We start from the raw sequence: 18825 nt of genomic DNA on the forward strand, positions 1-18825 counted from the left end.
GCTACCCGGACAGGTTGAAGTTGCCGGTCGCCCCGTAAACGGCGAGCGAGATGAACAGGGTGATGACTACGACGACGATCAGCGAGGTGCGCACTGCCTGACCGACGGCGATGCCCACGCCGACCGAGCCACCGCTGGCGTTGTAGCCGTAGTAGGTATGCACCAGCATCACCGCGATAGACATCGCGATGGCCTGGAGGAACGACCACAGCAGGTCGGACGGGATGAGGAAGGTGTTGAAGTAATGGTCGTACAGACCCGCGGACTGCCCGTTGATGAACACCGTGGTGAACCGGGCGGCGAAGAAAGCGGCCAGCACCGACAGCGAGTACAGCGGGATGATCGCGACCAGTCCCGCGATCAGCCGGGTCGATACGAGGTAGGACACCGAGTGCACAGCCATGCATTCGACGGCGTCGATCTCCTCGGAAACGCGCATCGCCCCCAGCTGAGCCGTGGCGCCGGCACCGATGGTGGCCGCCAGCGCGATGCCCGCGATGACGGGTGCCACGACGCGGACATTGAGGAAGGCCGACAGGAAGCCGGTCAGCGCCTCGATGCCGATGTTGCCCAGCGATGAATAACCCTGAACCGCGATGACACCGCCGGAGGCCAGGGTCAGGAAGGCCGCCACCCCGACGGTTCCGCCGATCATGACCAGCGCACCGGCACCGAGGGTCATCTCGGCGATGAGCCGGATGGTCTCCTTGCGGTACTTGGTGACGGCGTTGGGGACGTAGCGCATGGTCTCGCCGTAGAACAGCGCCTGCTCGCCGAAGCTGTCGACCGGTCCGGCGAACCTCGAGAAGAAGCGCTTGAAGCGAAGGGTGGCATCGTAGCTCATCGCACTTTCACCATCGCTCCTCTGCCGTCATGTGTTACCCCGCCCTACTTGGACGAGATCCTGACGCCGATGGCAGTCATGACGACGTTGATGACGAACAGACAGATGAACGCGTAGACGACGGTTTCATTGACCGCATTGCCGACCCCCTTGGGCCCGCCCTTGACGGTCAGGCCGCGGTAGCAGCCGACCAGTCCCGCCATGACTCCGAATAGCAGCGCCTTGACTTCGGCGAGGATCAGCTCCCGCAGTCCGGTGAGCACAGTCAGCCCGTTGATGAACGCACCGGGGTTGACGCCCTGCAGAAAAACGGAGAGTGCGTATCCGCCGGATAGGCCGATGATGCATACCAGGCCGTTGAGCAGCACCGCGACCAGCGTGGAGGCGAGCACCCGGGGCACCACCAGCCGCTGGATGGGGTCGATGCCGAGCACCCGCATGGCGTCGATTTCCTCGCGGATGGTGCGGGCTCCGAGGTCGGCGCAGATCGCGGTGGCCCCGGCGCCGGCCACCACGAGCACGGTGACGATGGGCCCGAGCTGGGTGATGGTGCCGAACGCCGTTCCGGCACCGGACAAGTCAGCGGCGCCGATCTCGCGTAGCAGGATATTGAGGGTGAACGCGACCAGCACCGTGAACGGGATGGATACCAGCAGGGTGGGGACCAGCGACACCCGCGCGACCATCCACGTCTGGTCCAGGAACTCCCGGAATTGGAACGGCCGCCGGAAGGCGGCGCGTGCGGTCTCGATTGACATCTCGAAGAAGCCGCCGACTGCCCGGGCCGGTACGGCGATTTGCTGCAGCAAGTCCGGTCCCCCCAATCTGCTCGCGGCGAAGTACTTTCGGCCCTGAACACACCGTTGGATGACTCGTTGCTTGGTGTGAGCCGGCTCATACTAACTAGATCAAGTTCTGAGTGTCGATGAAGCTCGCAATTTTTGTGGCAAATACGGCCTAGCTGGTATTTCCTCTCTACCTACGAAAGCGCCGGGTCAGTCCATCAGGCCGGTGGCGGCGAAATTCGCTTCGGGGTCCCGGTCGGCAAAGTAGTCCTGCAGCGTTGCGCTCAGCTGCGCGGGGTCCCAGGCGGGGGCGCCCGCGTCGAACTGGTGCTCGGCCGTCGGCGCCGCCACCAGGGTCACGCGCGGACCGTAGACGATGAACACCTGACCATTGACGTCCGCGGCGGCCGGCGACGACAGGAACTGCACCAGGCTCACCACGTGGTCGGGCGACAGCGGGTCGATCTCGCCGTCTTCGGGCGCGGCACCGAACACGTCGGCGGTCATCGCGGTGCGGGCCCGGGGACAAATCGCGTTGGCGCACACGCCGTATCGGCCCAGCGCCCGCGCCGCCGACAAGGTCAGCGCGGTGATGCCGGCCTTGGCCGCGCCGTAGTTGGCCTGCCCGACCGGGCCGACCAGACCCGCCTCCGAGGAGGTGTTGACGATCCGGCCGAAGACCCGGCCGTCCCCGGCCTCTTTGGCTTTGGCACGCCAGTAGGTGGCAGCGTTGCGGGTGAGCAGGAAGTGACCACGCAGGTGCACGGCGATCACCTGGTCCCAGTCCTCGTCGCTCATGTTGAACAGCATCCGGTCGCGGGTGATGCCGGCGTTGTTCACCACAATGTCCAGTCCGCCCAGACCGTCGGCCGCGGCGAGTAGCTCGTCGGCGGTTTCGCGCTGACTGATGTCACCGGCCACTGCCACCGCCTTGGACCCCGCCGAGCTGATCTCGTCGAGGACGTCGGAAGCGTCCAGCCCCGAGGCGATGTCGTTGACGACGACAGTGGCGCCCAGCCGGGCCAGGCCGATCGCCTCGGCACGGCCCAGGCCCGCGGCGGCACCGGTCACCACCGCGACCTTTCCGCAGAGATCGGTCGCGTTCGTATTACCTGCAGTCAATTTATGAATACCTCTAGTTTCTTCGTCAGTCCTCGCGCAACAGTGCCGCGCGTGGGCATTCGGCGATCGCCTGCTCGGCCAGGGCCTCTTGATCCGGGGGGATGGGATCGGTCTTCACGACGGCATAATCCTCGTCGTCCAGGTCGAAGATATCCGGTGCAATTCCCAAGCACACCGCGTTACCTTCACACCGGTCACGGTCGACAATCACTCGCACAGCACCCTCCTTGACAGCTGGGCCACGTAGTGGGTCAGTATGTCGCACCACCATAGGGCTGCGGTACGCCCGACCGTACGCTCGCTGGATTCCCAGACTAGAACGTGTTACAACCGGGAGAACGAATGGGTGGCCGCAGGCGTGGTTCCGGCGGCCGGCACACAGAGACGATCGTTTGATCGGAGGCGGCGGGAATGCGCATCAGTTACACCCCTGAACAGGAGGAGCTGCGTCGCGAACTGCGGTCGTACTTCACCAAATTGATGACTCCGGAGCGGCGCGAGGCGCTGAGTTCGGTGCAGGGCGAGTACGGCACCGGCAATGTCTACCGCGAGACCGTCGCGCAGATGGGCAAGGACGGGTGGCTCACCCTGAACTGGCCCAAGGAGTACGGCGGTCAGGACCGCTCCCCGATGGACTCGCTGATCTTCACCGACGAGGCCGCCATCGCGGGTGCTCCGGTGCCTTTCCTGACCATCAACAGCGTGGCACCGACGATCATGGCTTTCGGCACCGACGAGCAGAAGAAGTTCTTCCTGCCCAAGATCGCCGCGGGTGAGCTGCACTTCTCGATCGGCTACTCCGAGCCCGGGGCGGGCACCGACCTGGCGAACCTGCGCACCACGGCCGTCCGCGACGGCGACGAGTACGTGATCAACGGGCAGAAGATGTGGACCAGCCTGATCGCCTACGCGGACTGGGTGTGGCTGGCGGTACGGACCAACCCGGAGGCCAAGAAACACCGCGGCATCTCGATGTTGGTGGTTCCGACCACCGCCGAGGGCTTCTCGTGGACGCCGGTGCACACGATGGCCGGTCCCGACACCAGCGCCACCTATTACACCGATGTGCGGGTGCCGGTGACCAACCTGGTCGGCGAGGAGAACGCCGGCTGGAAACTGGTGACCAACCAGCTCAACCACGAACGGGTGGCACTCGTGTCGCCGGCGCCGATCTTCATGTGCCTGCGGGAAGTTCGGGAGTGGGCCCAGAACACCAAGGACGCCGGCGGTGGGCGGCTCATCGACTCGGAGTGGGTGCAGCTCAACCTGGCCCGCGTGCATGCCAAGGTCGAGGTGCTCAAGTTGATCAACTGGGAGCTGGCTTCGTCGTCGAGCGAAACGCTGTCGCCGGCGGACGCCTCGGCAGCCAAGGTGTACGGCACCGAGCTGGCCACCGAGGCTTACCGGCTGCTGATGGAGGTGCTGGGCACCGCGGCCACATTGCGCCAGGACTCCCCCGGCGCGCTGCTGCGCGGACGGGTCGAGCGGATGCACCGGGCCTGCCTGATCCTGACCTTCGGCGGCGGCACCAACGAGGTGCAGCGCGACATCATCGGCATGGTCGCCCTCGGGCTGCCCCGGGCCAACCGCTGATCCCCGGTAGAGGGTAGAGGAAGGACGTTCATGGATTTCTCGACAACCGAAGCGACGCAAGACCTCGGCGGGCTGGTCGACACCATCGTCGACTCGGTGTGCACTCCCGCCCACCAGCGCGAGCTGGACAAGCTCGACCAACGATTCGACCGCGATCTGTGGCGCAAGCTCATCGACAGCGACATTCTCACCAGCGCGGCCGCCACCGGAGTGGGCGGCGACGGTTTCGGGGTGCTCGAGCAGGTGGCAATCCTGGTCGCACTCGGACACCAGCTGGCGGCGGTGCCCTACCTCGAGTCGATCGTGCTGGGTTCGGGCGCACTGGCCCGGTTCGGCTCCGAGGAGCTGCAACAGAGCTGGGGCTCCGAGGCGGTGCGCGGCGAGAAGATCCTGACCGTGGCGCTGGACGCGGAGATGGGCGACGGGCCGGTACAGGCCTCCGGGGGTGCCGGCGCCGGCCGCCTGACGGGCAGCCGTACCCAGGTGTGCTACGGCCCCGCCGCCGACGCCTTCCTGGTGCCCGCCGAGACTGATTCCGGCACAGCAGTTTTCGTGGTAGCAGCCGATGACCCCGGGGTGACGGTGACGCCGCTGCAGACCACCGGGCTGGGCAGCGTCGGCCATCTGGCGCTGGACGGTGTTGCGGTGGACGATGCGCGCCGTGTCGGGGGGCCTGAGGTGATCACCTGGCTGCGTACCATCTCGACCCTGGGCCGCAGCGCGTACCAGCTTGGGGTGCTGGAGCGCGGCTTGCAGATGACGGCCGAATACGCCCGTACCCGTGAGCAATTCGACCGTCCGATCGGCAGCTTCCAGGCGGTGGGCCAGCGGTTGGCCGACGCCTACATCGACGTCAAGGGGCTGCGGCTGACGTTGACCCAGGCCGCGTGGAAAGTGGCCGAGGACATCGCGGCCGAGATCGACGTGGCGTCGGCGGCGTTCTGGGCGGCCGATGCCGGGCACCGGGTGGCGCACACCATCGTGCACGTGCACGGCGGTGTCGGCGTCGACACGGACCACCCGGTACACCGATACTTCCTGTCCGCCAAGGAAACCGAGTTCGCGTTGGGTGGGGCCACCGGGCAGCTGCGCCAGATCGGCCGCGAACTGGCGGAGACCCCTGCTTGAACGCGCCGCACCTCCGACGAGCGTGAAGCCAGCTTCACACTCGAAGTCGAACGTGCAGCCAGCTTCACACTCGAAGCCGAAGAGGATAGTCACTTGAACGAACCGACGGTCACCGCATTACTGCGCCCGCTGACCGAGATCGACGACCGCGGAGTCTACTTCGAGGATGCGTTCACCGGTTGGCGTGACCACCTGCGCGACGCCGCGGCCACTGCGGCGGCGCTGAAGGAACGCCTCGACCCGGACCGGCCGCCACACGTGGGCGTGCTGCTGGAGAACACGCCGTTCTTCTCGGCGGTACTTGCTGCGGCCGGCATGTCCGGAATCGTGCCGGTCGGCCTGAACCCGGTGCGACGCGGCGCGGCGCTGGCCCGCGATATCAGCCACGCTGACTGCCAGCTTGTGCTCACGGATACCAATTCGGCTGTCGCCCTGGCCGGTATCGATCACCTCGATACCGATTCACCCGAGTGGGCCGACGAGGTTGCCGCGCACCGGGATACCGAGACGGTGTTTCAATCCGCATCGCCCACAGACCTTTTCATGCTGATATTCACCTCGGGAACCAGCGGCGAGCCCAAGGCGGTGAAGTGCAGCCACGGCAAGGTGGCGGGAGCCGGCATGGGGATGGCCCAGCGCTTCGGGCTCGGTGCCGACGACGTCTGCTATGTGTCGATGCCGATGTTCCATTCCAACGCGATCATGGTGGGCTGGGCGGTGGCGCTGGCCTGCCAGGGTTCGATGGCGTTGCGGCGCAAGTTCTCCGCGTCCGGGTTCCTGCCCGATGTGCGCCGGTTCGGCGCCACCTACGCCAACTATGTGGGCAAGCCGCTGTCCTACGTGCTCGCCACCCCCGAGCAGCCCGACGACGCGGACAACCCGTTGCGGGCCGTGTACGGCAACGAAGGCGTGCCCAGAGACATCGAGCGGTTCGGCCGGAGGTTCGGGTGCCGCGTCCAGGACGGATTCGGCTCCACCGAACTGGGCGTGGCCATCGCCCGGACACCCGACACCCCGCCAGGTTCGCTGGGGCCGCTGCCCGACGGGATCGATATCGTCGACCCGGACACGGGTGCGCCCTGTCCGCCGGGAGTCGTCGGTGAACTGGTGAACACAAAAGGCGCCGGCGGTTTCGAGGGCTACTACAACGATGCGGCCGCCGAGGCCGAACGGATGGCGGGCGGCATCTATCACAGCGGGGATCTGGCCTACCGGGACGACGCCGGCTATGCCTACTTCGCCGGCCGGCTCGGCGACTGGATGCGCGTCGACGGCGAGAACCTGGGTACCGCGCCGATCGAGCGGGTGCTGCTTCGCCATCCGGCGGTGACCGAGGTGGCGGTGTACCCGGTACCGGATCCAGTGGTCGGCGACCAGGTGATGGCGGCCGTCGTATTGACACCCGGCGCGCAGTTCGACGCGCAGGAGTTCCGGAACTTCTTGTCCGGGCAAGCCGACCTCGGGCGCAAGCAGTGGCCGTCCTACGTGCGAGTGAGCGCCGGGCTCCCCGGCACCATGACGTTCAAGGTGATCAAACGGCAACTCTCCGCCGAAGGTGTCGACTGCGGCGAACCGGTATTCGCCATTCCCCGCTAGCGGGACAGCCCAACAGCCGTTTAACGATGGCGCGTACCACCCATGCCAAACCCGGCGGCGCTATTACGCGTGAATCCAACAACGGCATGCGCAGACGCGATACTATCCGCGCCTAACCGCTAGCATCGTTGCTTGCCTGGCCGCTGCCAGGCCGCCTTAATTTAATGTGAGGTGCCGGATGTCATACCTGCTTGCCGTGCCGGAAACGATGACATCCGTGGTCACCAACCTGGCCCACCTCGGGTCGACCATCAGCGCGGCGACCCAGGCGGCCGCCGCTCCCACCACGGGTCTGCTGTCAGCCGGCGCCGACGAGGTCTCGGCCGCCATCTCCAACCTGTTCTCGCAACACGCGCGGGGCTATCAAGCGCTCGCCGGCCACGCTGAGGCCTTCCATCAGCAGTTCATGACGACGCTTAGTTCCGGCGCGGAGTCCTACGCCGCCGCCGAGGCGGTCAACCTGCAATTGGCCGCGGCCGCGGCGGCCGACCCGATCCAGACCTTCCTGTCCCGCCCGATCATCGGCAACGGCGCCAACGCGACGACGCCGGGCGGCAACGGCGCGGACGGCGGTTGGCTGTTCGGGAGTGGCGGCAAGGGCGCCGCGGGCGCCCCGGGGCAGGCCGGTGGCAACGGCGGGTCAGCGGGGCTGGTGGGCAACGGCGGCGTCGGCGGCGCCGGTGGCTCCGGCGGCATGCGAGGTGGTAACGGCGGCAACGGCGGACTGCTGTTCGGTGCCGGCGGTGGCGGCGGCATCGGTGGTGTCGGCGCCACCGGCAGCATGGGCGGTGCCGGTGGTACTGGCGGCAACAGCTCGCTGCTGTTCGGCGGTGGCGGGGCCGGCGGTGCCGGCGGCCAGGGTGGTGCCAACGGCGGCACCGGCGGGCACGGCGGCAACGGCGGCAACGGCGCGTGGCTGTTCGGGGCCGGAGGCAACGGCGGGGCCGGTGGCATCGGCGCACCGGGCGCCCTCGGTGGCGGCGCGGCCGGCAACGGCGGTATCGGCGGCAACGGCGGGGCCGGCGGACTGTTCATGAACGGCGGCGACGGCGGTGCCGGCGGCCAGGGCGGCAACGGCGGCGCGGGCCTCGACTCCGTTAACCCCGCTGTCCAGGCCGGTACCGGGGGCCTCGCCGGTAACGGCGGCGCCGGCGGGCAAGGCGGCGCCGGCCCGGTGCTGTTCGGCCACGGCGGCGCCGGTGGCCTCGGTGGGCAAGGTGGAACCGGTGGGACCGGCGGTGTGGGCGCCACCAGTCTCACCGGTATCGGCGGCATGGGCGGCAACGGCGGCACGGGCGGGGCTGCGGGCGCGGGTGGGTCGGCTGGAGCCTCCGGCGTCCTGTCGAACGGTGGTCTGGCCGGTGGCGTCGGTGCCGGAGGTACGGGCGGCACCGGCGGTCAGGGTGGCGGGGGTGCCGACGGTGCCACTGCGGTCGGTTTCGGCAAGGACGGCAACACCGGCTTCATGGGCGGCCAAGGGGGCAAGGGCGGCACCGGAGGCGCCGCAGTCGCCGGCGGTGTCGCCGGCAACGGCGGTCTCGGCGGAGCGGGTGGTCTCGGCGGTGACGGCAGCAACGGCACTGACGGTGCCGCAGGCGGCAACGCCGGTGGCAAGGGCGGATCGGGCGGCCAGGGCGGGCTGGCCGGTGCGGGTGGTTCGGCCGGTAGTGGCGGCGGGGGCAAGGCCGGCGCCACCGGCGCGGGCGGCAACGGCGGCAACGGCGGTGACGGCGGCAACGGCAGCACGGGCGGCGACGGTACCGACATGTCCGGCACGGCAAACGCCAGCGGCGGTGACGCCGTCGCCGGCGGCAAGGGCGGGGACGGGGGTGCCGGCGGTGGCGCCGGCGGCCCGGGCGGTAAGGGTGGCACCGGCGGCGACGGCGGTAACGGCGGCGGCGGCGGTGACGGCGGGCATGCCGGCAACAACAGCACCAATGCTCCCACCGGCGGCAAGGGCGGTGACGGCGGAGCAGGCGGTGCTCCCGGTGCGGCCGGGGCAGCTAACGGTGGCACCATCGGCACCCAGGGCAAGGGCGGCGATGGTGGCCTCGGCGGAGACGGCGGCGGGGGCGGCGACGGCAAGGCCGGCGCTGCCGCCGGCGACAGCGGCTTTACGGGCGGCGACGGCGGTGCCGGCGGCAGCGGCGGTGCCAACGGCGCCAACGGTGGCCTCGGCGGCAGCGGCGGCAAAGGCGGCGGCGGCGGTAGCGGCGGCGCCGGCGTCACCGGCGGCATGGGCAGCAAGGGCATCGGCACCGCGCCGGCGGGGGGCATCGGCCAGACCGGGGGCGACGGCGGCAACGGCGGCAACGGCGGCAGCGGCGGCAATGCGGGCGGTCCCGGCGGCAGCGGCGGCGAGGGCGGCGTGGGCGGCGAGGCCGGCAACGCGGGTAACGGCGGCCAGGGCGGCGATGCCGTCAAACCCGATGTCGGGATCGCGACGGCACCCGACGGCGGCGCCGGGGGCACCGGCGGCAATGGCGGCGTAGGCGGCCAGGGCGGCACCGGCGGTGCGGCCGGGGTTGGCGGCACGGGCGGAACGGGCGGTGCCGGCGGCAACAGCGGCGACGGCGGCAAGGGTGGTCAGGGCGGCAACGGCGCGCAAGGTGGCTTCCAGGACATCGATGCCCCCGCCGGATCCGGTGGCGCGGGCGGTCAGGGTGGTAACGCCGGCAACGGTGGCACTGGTGGCACCGGCGGTGCGGGCGCAACAAGTGCTCCCGCCGGAACCGGCGGCAAGGGCGGTAACGGCGGTGACGCGGGCAGTGGCGGCAATGGCGGCGTCGGGGTGTCCGGCGGCAACGCCTTGCCGCAGTCGGGCAGCATCACCGCCGGAAACGGTGGAGCCGGCGGAAACGCCGGCAACGCCGGCAAGGGCGGCACCGGCGGCAACGGCGGCAGCGGCCTCACCGGCGGTTCCGGCGGAGGCGGCGGAGACGGCGGCAAAGGTGGCACCGGCGGCATCGGCGCCGACGGCGCCGACGGATCCAACGTCTTCTCCGCCGGCAACTTCGGCAGAACCCCCAACGCCGGCGACGGAGGTGCCGGCGGCGACGGCAGCGATGGTGGCTCGGCCGGCTCCGGCGGAGCTGCCGGCGGCGCCGGGGGCAACGCCGGCGCGCTGGGCAAAGGAGGCGACGGCGGTGCCGGCGGCCAGGCCGGCAACGGCGGCAAGGGTGCCGACGGCGTCAACGGCACCGTCGGGCCGACGACCGGGCAGGCCGTGGCGGGCACCAACGGCGCCGCCGGTTCCCCGTCCGGGGTCGGCGGGGGGCCCGGCACTCCCGGCAGCAACGTGGCCGGCACCATTCAACAGGGCGGGAACGGCGGCGCCGGCGGAGCCGGGTCAGACAATACGAACAATGGTGTCGCCACGGGTGGCGCGGGCGGCGCCGGCGCTCTCGGCAGCACGACCGGCGGCGACGGCGGCAACGGCGGCAAGGGCGGCAGCGCCAGCCAAACCGGGACCAACGCGACCGCCAACGGCGGGAACGGAGGTCCCGGTGCGAACGGCGGGCTGTTCGCTGCCGGCGGTAACGGTGGTGACGGCGGTATCGCGACGGCAAACGCCGCGAACGGAACCGCCAAGGGTGGCAACGGCGGCAACGGCGGCAACGCCACCGACGGCGCACCCGGCCTCGGCGGTGACGGCGCCAGTGGCGGTGCGGGCGGCCACGGCGCGAACGCGTTCGCAACCGGCGCAAATGGCAGCGCGACCGGCGGCAACGGCGGCAACGGCGGTAACGGCGCCAGTGCCGGCATCAATGCCGGTTTCGGCGGCAGCGGTGGGCTGGGCGGTCGCGGCGGTGACGGCGGGTTCAACGGCGGCAGTGGCGCTGTCGGCGGTGCCGGCGGTACCGGCGGCAACGGCGGGACGGGCGCCACCGGTGGCAGTGGCGGCAACGGCGGAAACGCCGGCACGGGTACCGGCGGTGCAGGCGGGTCCAGCACCAACGGCATCGCCGGAAGCGGGGGCGACGGCGGCACCGGAGCCAGGGGTGGCGACGGCGGCGCCGGTGGCGGGGGCGGGCGCGGCGGCAACAGCAGCGGCTTCGGCGGCGGCACGGCGGCCAATGGTGGTGCCGGTGGCCAAGGCGGCATAGGCGGCAACGGCGGCTTCGGCGGCAACGGCGGTGCCGCCGGATCGGGTGCCGGCGGGAGCGGCGGATCGGGTGCCACCGGCGGCGCCAGCGGAACCGGCGGCGACGGCGGGAACGGCGGTCAGGCCGGAAACGGTACCGTCGGCGGCTTGGGTGGTGACGGCGGAGACAGCGATCCAGGCGACAACGGCGTCGGTACCTCCGGCGGTAGCGGCGGCGTGGGCGGAGCTGCCGGCGGCGGCGGCGCCGGGGGTGTCGTCACCTGACGTTGCCTCGCTACGCCTTTGCCGACTCCCCCGCGCTGCGCGCGAGCTTCGACGACTTCGCCGCGGCCGTGCCGGCCACCATCGGCGTTGCCGTCGCTGGTGGAGCCGCGGTGCATTCACTCGGCCGATGGTCGTCCGGTGTCGCGTGGTCGACCATCAAGGTCCCGCTGGCCGTCGCGGCCCTGCGCGCCGACCGTGACCGCGCAGAGCCACTCGTAGTGAAAGCGATCACCGAATCCGACAACCCCGCGTCCGAGGAGTTGTGGTCACAGCTGGGAGACCCTGCGGTGGCCGCGCTGCGGGTTCAGGATGTCATCGCGGCGACCGGCGATTCGGCCACCAGGGTCGAATCACGGCGATTGCGAACGGGTTTCACGGCCTTCGGCCAGACGCGGTGGTCGCTCGAGAACCAGGCCAGGTTCGCCGCGAACCTGCCCGGCCTGCCCGGAGCCGCCACCGTCGTCGAACTCATGACACGGCTGATCCCGCAACAGCGATGGGGCCTTGCCGCCAAAGGCATTGCCGCCAAAGCCGGTTGGGGCCCGAGCGCCGCCGGCGAGTATCTGGTGCGGCAGTTCGGCATGCTGCCGACAGATTCCGGTTACCTCGGCGTAGCGCTGGCGGCCGAAGCCCGAACGTTCGAGGTGGGCGTCGATGTCCTCAACCAACTGAGCGCCTGGCTGTACCGCGGCCTAACCCAGTAGCGACGGCACCACGGCGTCGATCAGGTGCGGTCCCGGCTCGGCGAAGGCGTCGCGCAGCGCCTCGGCGAGTTCCTCGCAACTGGTAACGCGCCGGGCCGGCACCCCCATGCCCTCGGCGATCTTCACGAAATCCATTGTCGGACGCGATATGTCAAGAAGATCCTTGGCTTTCGGGCCCGGTCCGGCCGCCACGCCGACGCGTTGCAGCTCGAGCCGCAAGATGTCGTAGGCGCCGTTGTTGTAGATCACGGTGGTGACGTCCAGAAGTTCACGTGCCTGAGTCCACAATCCCGAGATCGTGTACATCGCCGACCCGTCGGATTCCAGACACAAAACCGGACGGTCGGGCGCGGCCACCGCCGCCCCGACCGCGGTCGGGATGCCGTAACCGATGGCGCCACCGGTCAGGGTCAGCCAGTCGTGGGCCGGCGCTCCCGCGGTCGCCGCCGGCAACAGCAGACCCGAGGTGTTGGACTCGTCCACGACGATGGCGCGTTCCGGTAGCAGGGCTCCGACGACCTCGGCCGCCGACGCCGACGTCAACGCACCCGAGGGCAGCTGCGGGCGCGATGCGGCGGCCAGCGGCGCCTCCGTCCCAGGCGCCACCTCGTCGGCCAACGCCTCCAAAGCGGCTGCGGCACCGTCATATTCGGCCAGCACATGCACTTTGCAGCCGGCCGGTACGAGATCGCTGGGCATGCCCGGGTAGGCGAAGAACGAGACCGGCGACCTGGCACCGGCCAGCACCAGATGCTTGGCACCGTCGAGTTGCGCCGCGGCGGCCTCGGCGAAGTAGCCCAGTCGTTCGATAGCTGGCACGCCCGCCCCACGCTCCAGCCGGGTGGGGAACGTCTCGCACAACAAGCGGGCGCCGGTGGCCTGGGCGATTCGCGCGGCCGCGGACAGCCCCCGCGCGCGGGTGGCGTCCCCACCGACCAGGATCGTGGTGGGTTCGCCCGAGCGCAGCACCTCCGCCACGGCACCCACGTCGAAACCAGCGGCCGCAGGGTCGGCGGCGGTCACCGGGGCGGGCTGGGCGCCCTCCGACCAGGAGGCATCAGCCGGCAGGATGAGCGTCGAGACGAACGAACCCGACATGCTGGCGGCGATGGCTTCGGCCGTGTCGGCACCGACGTCGGCGGCGGTCGCCGTCCTGCGTACCCATCCCGAAACAGTGCCGGCCACCGCGTCGATGTCGGATTCCAAAGGGGCGTCGTATTTCTTGTGATAGGTGGCATGGTCGCCGACGACCACCACCATCGGCACCCGGGCGCGGCGGGCGTTGTGCAGGTTGGCCAGGCCGTTGCCCAGTCCCGGGCCGAGGTGGAGCAGGACCGCCGCCGGGCGGCCCGCGATGCGCGCGTACCCGTCGGCCGCACCTGTGGCCACACCTTCGAAAAGCGTGAGCACGCCCCGCATTTGGTCGACAGTGTCCAACGCTGCGACAAAGTGCATCTCCGATGTGCCCGGGTTGGAGAAGCAGACGTCGACCCCACCGTCGACCAATGTGTTGATCAGGGCCTGGGCACCGTTCATGTGTCCGCCTTCCGCTGGAGCTTGAAGACCCGCTCGGCGTTGCCGTGCAGGAAGTCTCGACGAGCTTCGTCGCTGAGCCCGAGTTCGTCAAGGCCCGCCAGGGCGTGCGCGTGGGCGATCATCGGGTAGTTGGTGCCGAACAGGACTTTGCGTTGTCCGGTAGCGGTTTTCATGAACCTGATCAGCTCGTCCGGGAGCCGACTGATGGTGTAGGCGGAGGTGTCGATGTAGACGTTCTCGTGTTTGCGGGCCACCGCGACCATCTCCTCGGTCCAGGGGTATCCCACGTGTCCGCACACGATCACCAACTCCGGAAAATCCAGGGCCACCTCATCGATATAGGGGATCGGCCGTCCGGTCTCCGACGGCCGCAGCGGACCGGTGTGTCCGACCTGCGTGCAGAACGGCACGCCCGCCTCGACGCATTGGGCGAACAGCGGATAATAGCGCCGGTCGGTGGGCGGGGCGTTCCACAGCCATGGCACCACTCTCAGCCCGACGAATCCTTCGGCAACCCGGCGGCGCAGCTCGCGGACCGCCACCATCGGGCGGTCCAGATCAACCGTCGCCAGGCCGGCAAACCTGCTGGGGTGCAATCGGATCCACTCGGCGACCTCGTCGTTGGACACCAGGTCCTGGCCGCCCGGCCCCAGCCACGCACTCAATAGCCCGAGTTCCACGCCCGCGGCGTCCATCGAAGCCACCGTCACCTCGATCGGGATGTCGGCCTCCGGCATGGATCCACCGGTCCAGCGGCGCAGCGAGGCCAGCATGTCGCTACGCAGGAAGCGCAGCGTCGGATGCTGCATCCACACGTCGATGGTCATCGGGGTTTGACACTAGCCCGCCGACGATGCCGGCCGCCCGGCGGCAGGAGGAGGAGGCGGGCAATGCAGCACCGCCCCGCCGACGATGCCGGCCGCCCGGCGGCGCCCTACGTCCTCGCCCGCCGGCCGCGCCGCGGGCGCTCCTCGGGCCAGGCGGTGGGAAGGCCTGTCGGCGGGCACCGCTTGCCCCGCCGTGATCCAACCGGAGGGACTTTGCATCTCGCGGCTCCGAGCACGCCAGGTGGAACATCAGGCGCCGAGCGCGGAGCTGGCAGCGGCGCGTGTCTGCCCCACATATCCGCCGCCGAACAACACCACGTGCGCCAGCAGCGGGTAGAGCTGGTGCAGCCCAATCCGCTTGCGCCAGCCGGGCTTCAGCGATCGAATCTGCTGATAGCCGGCCAGCACCGCGTCCCGATGCGGGCAGCCGAACAGTGCGAGCATGGCCAGGTCGGTCTCGCGGTGACCGGCATGCGCGGCCGGGTCGATCAGCACCACGCCGTCCCGGGTCCACATCACGTTGCCGCTCCACAGATCGCCATGCAGCCGCGCCGGCGGGTCATCGTCGTCGAAGTCACCCGCCCGGCAGCGAGCCGCTACGTCATCCAGCGCTCGGCGGGTGGCGACGTCGAGCCGGGGCGCGGCCAGTTCGGCCATCGGGACCAGTCGCTCGTCGGCGTAGAAGACGCCCCACCCCTGATGGCGCCGCAAGGACATCGGTAGCGGCTGCGATAACGGGCCGAAGAACCCCGGACCGTCCCACCCGTCTGGCCCAGCACCGAACGCCGGGGCACCCGCATCGTGCATCACCGCCAACCGTCCGCCGAACGTGTGCGCCGCCTCCACACTGGGTGTCACCGGCTCAAGCCGGCGCAGGCTCAGGCTCGTAGCGTCGACCGCAATTACCTGGGCGCACGGCACACCACCGTCGACAGCCGACAGCCATCGCAAGCCGGCCGCCTCCCACTCGAAGAAGCCACCGGGCGCACCAGGATTCTGTTTGACGAAATCCCTCATGCCGGCGACCAAGGGCTGATGCACCACATGCGTGACGACTGTAGGCGTTTCATACCACCCGGACGTTTGCCGATTCTGGAATCGGGTTCGGTGACCCCGAAAAATCCGGTGCGGAAAAACACTGACTTATTGCATAAGTGCCTAATAAGATCCCGACCTACGCGTCGGTGTGCGCCGCGGTGGTTTCTACCCAGAGTCGGTTGGGAGCTGTGCCATGTCGTTCGTGTCGATTTCGCCGGATTTCGTCGTCACCGCGGCAGGGGACCTGAGCAGGTTGGGGTCAACGCTCAGTGCGGCCAATGCCGCCGCGGCAGTACCCACCACCGAGGTGCTGGCGGCCGCCGCCGATGAGATATCGGCCCGGATCGCCGCGCTGTTCGGCGGCTACGGCCTTGAGTACCAAGCGATTAGCACGCGACTGGCAGCCTTTCAGGAGCAATTCGTAGCCACCCTGAACGCCGGGACTGGTGCGTACGCATCCGCCGAGTCGATCAACGCCGAACAGGCAGTGCTCGGCTTGATCAATGCCCCCACCCAGACACTGCTGGGTCGCCCCCTGATCGGAAACGGAGCCAACGCCACCACTCCGGGCGGTAACGGCGGCGACGGCGGCATCTTGTACGGCAACGGCGGCAATGGCGCGGCCGGGGCGGCCGGCCAGGCCGGTGGCGCCGGCGGGTCGGCCGGTCTGTGGGGCAACGGCGGCGCGGGCGGCGCGGGTGGATCCGGTGGGACCACCGGCGGTGCGGGCGGGGCCGGTGGCTGGCTGGCCGGTGTCGGCGGGGCCGGAGGCACGGGCGGCAGCGGCGGCGGCGCCGGGGGGACGGGCGGTCGCGCGGCAATGCTGTGGGGTGCCGGCGGCATCGGGGGTAGCGGCGGAGTCGGCAGCGATGCCGGCCCGGGCGGCAACGGCGGAGCGGGAGGGCGCGGCGGTGCTGGCGGCGACGGCGGCTGGTTCGCCGGCGGTGGCGCGGGTGGGAACGGTGGCGCAGGTGGGGCGGGCAGCGCCGGAAGCGCCGGTACGACGGTCGGCGACACCGGCGGCAGCGGTGGCGCGGGCGGCGACGGTGGCGCCGGCGGCCGCGGCGCGCTATTCCTCGGCGCAGGTGGACAAGGCGGCCTGGGCGGCTCTGGCGGTCTCGGCGGCGACGGTGGTAGCGGCGGCGACGGCAGCGTCGCCGGCCTGGGCGGCATTGGCGGTGGCGGCGGCACCGGCGGCACCGGCGGCAACGCCGGGTTGGGGGGCGCCGGCGGCGCACGCCAGCTGTTCAGTTTCGACGGTGCGGCCGGTAGTGCGGGCGTCGGAGGCACCGGTGGGGCAGGCGGCACCGGCGGTGCCGGGGCCAACGGAGCCGACGCGTTGTCTTTGACCGGCGCGGTAGGCGGCACCGGTGCGGCCGGCGGCGCGGGCGGGGCCGGCGGCGCCGGCGGCAACTCCGGCGCCGGGGGTGTCAACGGTTCCGGTGGCGCCGGAGGCGTCGGCGGTGTAGGCGGTGTGGGCGGCGGCGGCGGGTCGGGCACCGTGGCCGGCTCTGACGGCGGTGGCGGTGGACAGGGCGGAGTGGGCGGAAACGCCGGTGCCGGAGGAGCGGCCGGGACCGGCGGCACCGGCGGCGTGGCAGGAAAAGCGGGCACCGGCGGCGCCGGCGGAACCGGCGGCAATGGGGGCGCCGGCAGCAACGGGACCAACGCCACCACAGGTTCGGGTGGTGCCGGCAACAGCGGGTTTGCCGGTGGCGCCGGCGGTGCGGGGGGCCAGGGTGGCGGCAGTGCGGCAGGCGGCACGAACGGTTCCGGTGGGGCCGGAGGCAGCGGCGGGCTCGGCGGGGCGGGTGGCACCGGCGCGGACAACCTCACCGCGGTCGGTGGAGTGGGCGGTGATGGGGGCATGGGCGGGTCCGGTGGCGAAGCGGGCCTGGGCGGCCTGGCCGGAACCGGCGGTTCGGGCGGCGTCGCCGGTCTTTCGGGTGACGGCGGTGACGGGGGCTCGGGCGGAGCGGGCGGGGCCGGATCGGCCGGAACCAACGCAGGCCAGGGCGGATTTGCCGGCGGTAAAGGCGGACTCGGCGGTGCGGCCGGAAGTGCCGGCACCGGTGGCACCAACGGCAGTGGCGGCATGGGCGGCCGTGGCGGTGACGGCGGAGCAGGCAGAGCTGCCGCGGCGGGTACCGGCGGCATTGGCGGCAGCGGTGGAGCTGGCGGGATCGGTGGCGACGGCGGCACCGCGGGCTTCGGCGCAGGAGCAGTCGGCACCGGCGGCGCGGCTGGAACCGGCGGCAACGGCGGCGCGGGTGGGGCCGGCGGCAGCGGCGCACTCAACGCCGGCGGCGGTGCGGGCGGCGCCGGTGGGCAAGGTGGACAGGGTGGCATGAGCGGCCTCGACACCAACGCGGTCAGCGGCGTCAGCGGCACCGGCGGCAACGGCGGCCAAGGCGGGGCCGGCGGCACCGGCGGTGCCGGCACCGTGACCACCGCAGGCACCGGCGGCACCGGCGGCACGGGCGGCGACGCCGGCGCCGGTGGTGTTGCGAACCTCGGCGGCACCGCCGGCAACGCGGGAACCGGCGGCACGGGCGGCGCCGGGGGCGCCGGGGGCACCGGTGCGGCCGCGACGGGTATCGGCCAGACCGGTTTCGCCGGCGGCCAGGGCGGCCTGGGCGGCAACGGCGGCCTGGCCGATGCCGGCGGCACCAACGGCAGCGGCGGCGCCGGCGGCCGCGGCGGCGACGGCGGTGCCGGCACTTCCGGCCCGGCCGGCAGCGGCGCCGCGGGCAGCAATGGCGGCGCCGGCGGACTCGGCGGCGACGGCGGCAGCGCAGGCTTTGGAGCCGGCGCGGCCGGCATCGGCGGCGCAGCCGGCAGCGGCGGCAACGGCGGCGCCGGCGGGTCCGGTGGCAGCGGTCCGCTCAACACCAACGGCGGCGCCGGCGGGGCCGGCGGCCAAGGCGGCCAGGGCGGCGTCGGCGGCCTCAACACCAGCGGATTCAGCAGCGCGGCCAGCGGCACCGGCGGCAACGGCGGCCAAGGCGGCGCCGGCGGCACCGGCGGTGCCGGCACCCTGACCACCGCAGGCACCGGCGGCACCGGCGGCACCGGCGGCGACGCCGGCGCCGGCGGCCTGGCCAACTTCGGCGGGGTGGCCGGCAACGCGGGAACCGGCGGCAACGGCGGCGCCGGCGGCGCCGGCGGCAACGGCTCCAACGCCAGCGGCCCAGGCCAGGGCGGCTTTGCGGGAGGCGAAGGTGGGCTCGGCGGCAACGGCGGCAACGCCGATGCCGGCGGCACCAACGGCAGCGGCGGCGCC

Annotated in this window: 13 protein-coding genes; 6 read left to right on the plus strand and 7 right to left on the minus strand. The window is 71.4% G+C overall.

Going from position 1 to position 18825, the window contains the following annotated elements; genetic code table 11:
* Position 1: 1 nt before the first annotated feature.
* The 4 genes from AC5Y7D_RS28225 to AC5Y7D_RS28240 all read right to left on the minus strand — a co-directional run bounded on the left by AC5Y7D_RS28225 (position 2) and on the right by AC5Y7D_RS28240 (position 2968).
* Entirely contained in the window at positions 2–844 is an 843-nt protein-coding gene (locus AC5Y7D_RS28225) for an MlaE family ABC transporter permease (protein ID WP_499929302.1), read from the minus strand.
* A 44-nt stretch (positions 845–888) separates the two neighbouring features.
* Positions 889–1653 carry an MlaE family ABC transporter permease gene (locus tag AC5Y7D_RS28230; protein ID WP_499929303.1) on the minus strand — a complete coding sequence of 255 codons (765 nt, stop codon included), beginning with the start codon at positions 1651–1653 and terminating at the stop codon, positions 889–891.
* Positions 1654–1839: 186 nt separating this feature from the next.
* Complete coding sequence (locus AC5Y7D_RS28235) at positions 1840–2760, minus strand: 3-oxoacyl-ACP reductase (RefSeq protein ID WP_499929321.1); 921 nt, start codon at positions 2758–2760, stop codon at positions 1840–1842.
* A gap of 16 nt (positions 2761–2776) precedes the next feature.
* Complete coding sequence (locus AC5Y7D_RS28240) at positions 2777–2968, minus strand: ferredoxin (protein ID WP_499929304.1); 192 nt, start codon at positions 2966–2968, stop codon at positions 2777–2779.
* Positions 2969–3162: 194 nt separating this feature from the next.
* Here AC5Y7D_RS28240 and AC5Y7D_RS28245 point away from each other — a divergent pair, with 194 nt between their 5' ends.
* The 5 genes from AC5Y7D_RS28245 (at position 3163) to AC5Y7D_RS28265 (ending at position 12141) form a co-directional block, all read left to right on the plus strand.
* Positions 3163–4344, plus strand: a complete 1182-nt coding sequence (locus AC5Y7D_RS28245) for an acyl-CoA dehydrogenase (protein WP_499929305.1) — start codon at positions 3163–3165, stop codon at positions 4342–4344.
* Between the two features lie 30 nt (positions 4345–4374).
* Positions 4375–5472: an acyl-CoA dehydrogenase family protein gene (locus AC5Y7D_RS28250; RefSeq protein ID WP_499929307.1), complete on the plus strand. Its 1098-nt coding sequence runs from the start codon at positions 4375–4377 to the stop codon at positions 5470–5472.
* A gap of 93 nt (positions 5473–5565) precedes the next feature.
* On the plus strand, positions 5566–7068 hold the full coding sequence (gene fadD17, locus AC5Y7D_RS28255) for a long-chain-fatty-acid--CoA ligase FadD17 (RefSeq protein ID WP_499929309.1): 1503 nt from the start codon (positions 5566–5568) through the stop codon (positions 7066–7068).
* Between the two features lie 178 nt (positions 7069–7246).
* On the plus strand, positions 7247–11437 hold the full coding sequence (locus AC5Y7D_RS28260; protein WP_499929311.1) for a PE family protein: 4191 nt from the start codon (positions 7247–7249) through the stop codon (positions 11435–11437).
* Positions 11438–11439: 2 nt separating this feature from the next.
* Complete coding sequence (locus AC5Y7D_RS28265; RefSeq protein ID WP_499929313.1) at positions 11440–12141, plus strand: hypothetical protein; 702 nt, start codon at positions 11440–11442, stop codon at positions 12139–12141.
* Here the strand turns inward: AC5Y7D_RS28265 and AC5Y7D_RS28270 are convergent.
* The 3 genes from AC5Y7D_RS28270 to AC5Y7D_RS28280 form a co-directional block, all read right to left on the minus strand.
* A complete protein-coding gene (locus AC5Y7D_RS28270) occupies positions 12130–13677 on the minus strand; it encodes an acetolactate synthase large subunit (protein ID WP_499929315.1) in 1548 nt (515 codons plus the stop codon). The genes AC5Y7D_RS28265 and AC5Y7D_RS28270 overlap by 12 nt on opposite strands.
* Positions 13674–14504, minus strand: coding sequence for an amidohydrolase family protein (locus AC5Y7D_RS28275; RefSeq protein WP_499929317.1), 831 nt, complete (start codon positions 14502–14504; stop codon positions 13674–13676). The genes AC5Y7D_RS28270 and AC5Y7D_RS28275 overlap by 4 nt, the downstream gene beginning before the upstream one ends.
* Before the next feature lie 249 nt (positions 14505–14753).
* Positions 14754–15521: a fructosamine kinase family protein gene (locus AC5Y7D_RS28280; protein WP_499929323.1), complete on the minus strand. Its 768-nt coding sequence runs from the start codon at positions 15519–15521 to the stop codon at positions 14754–14756.
* Positions 15522–15735: 214 nt separating this feature from the next.
* On the opposite strand from AC5Y7D_RS28280, the gene AC5Y7D_RS28285 reads away from it, so the two are divergent.
* A partial coding sequence (locus AC5Y7D_RS28285; RefSeq protein ID WP_499929319.1) for a PE family protein occupies positions 15736–18825 on the plus strand: 3090 nt, incomplete at its 3' end.

This window comes from Mycobacterium sp. NGS49, assembly GCF_059812565.1.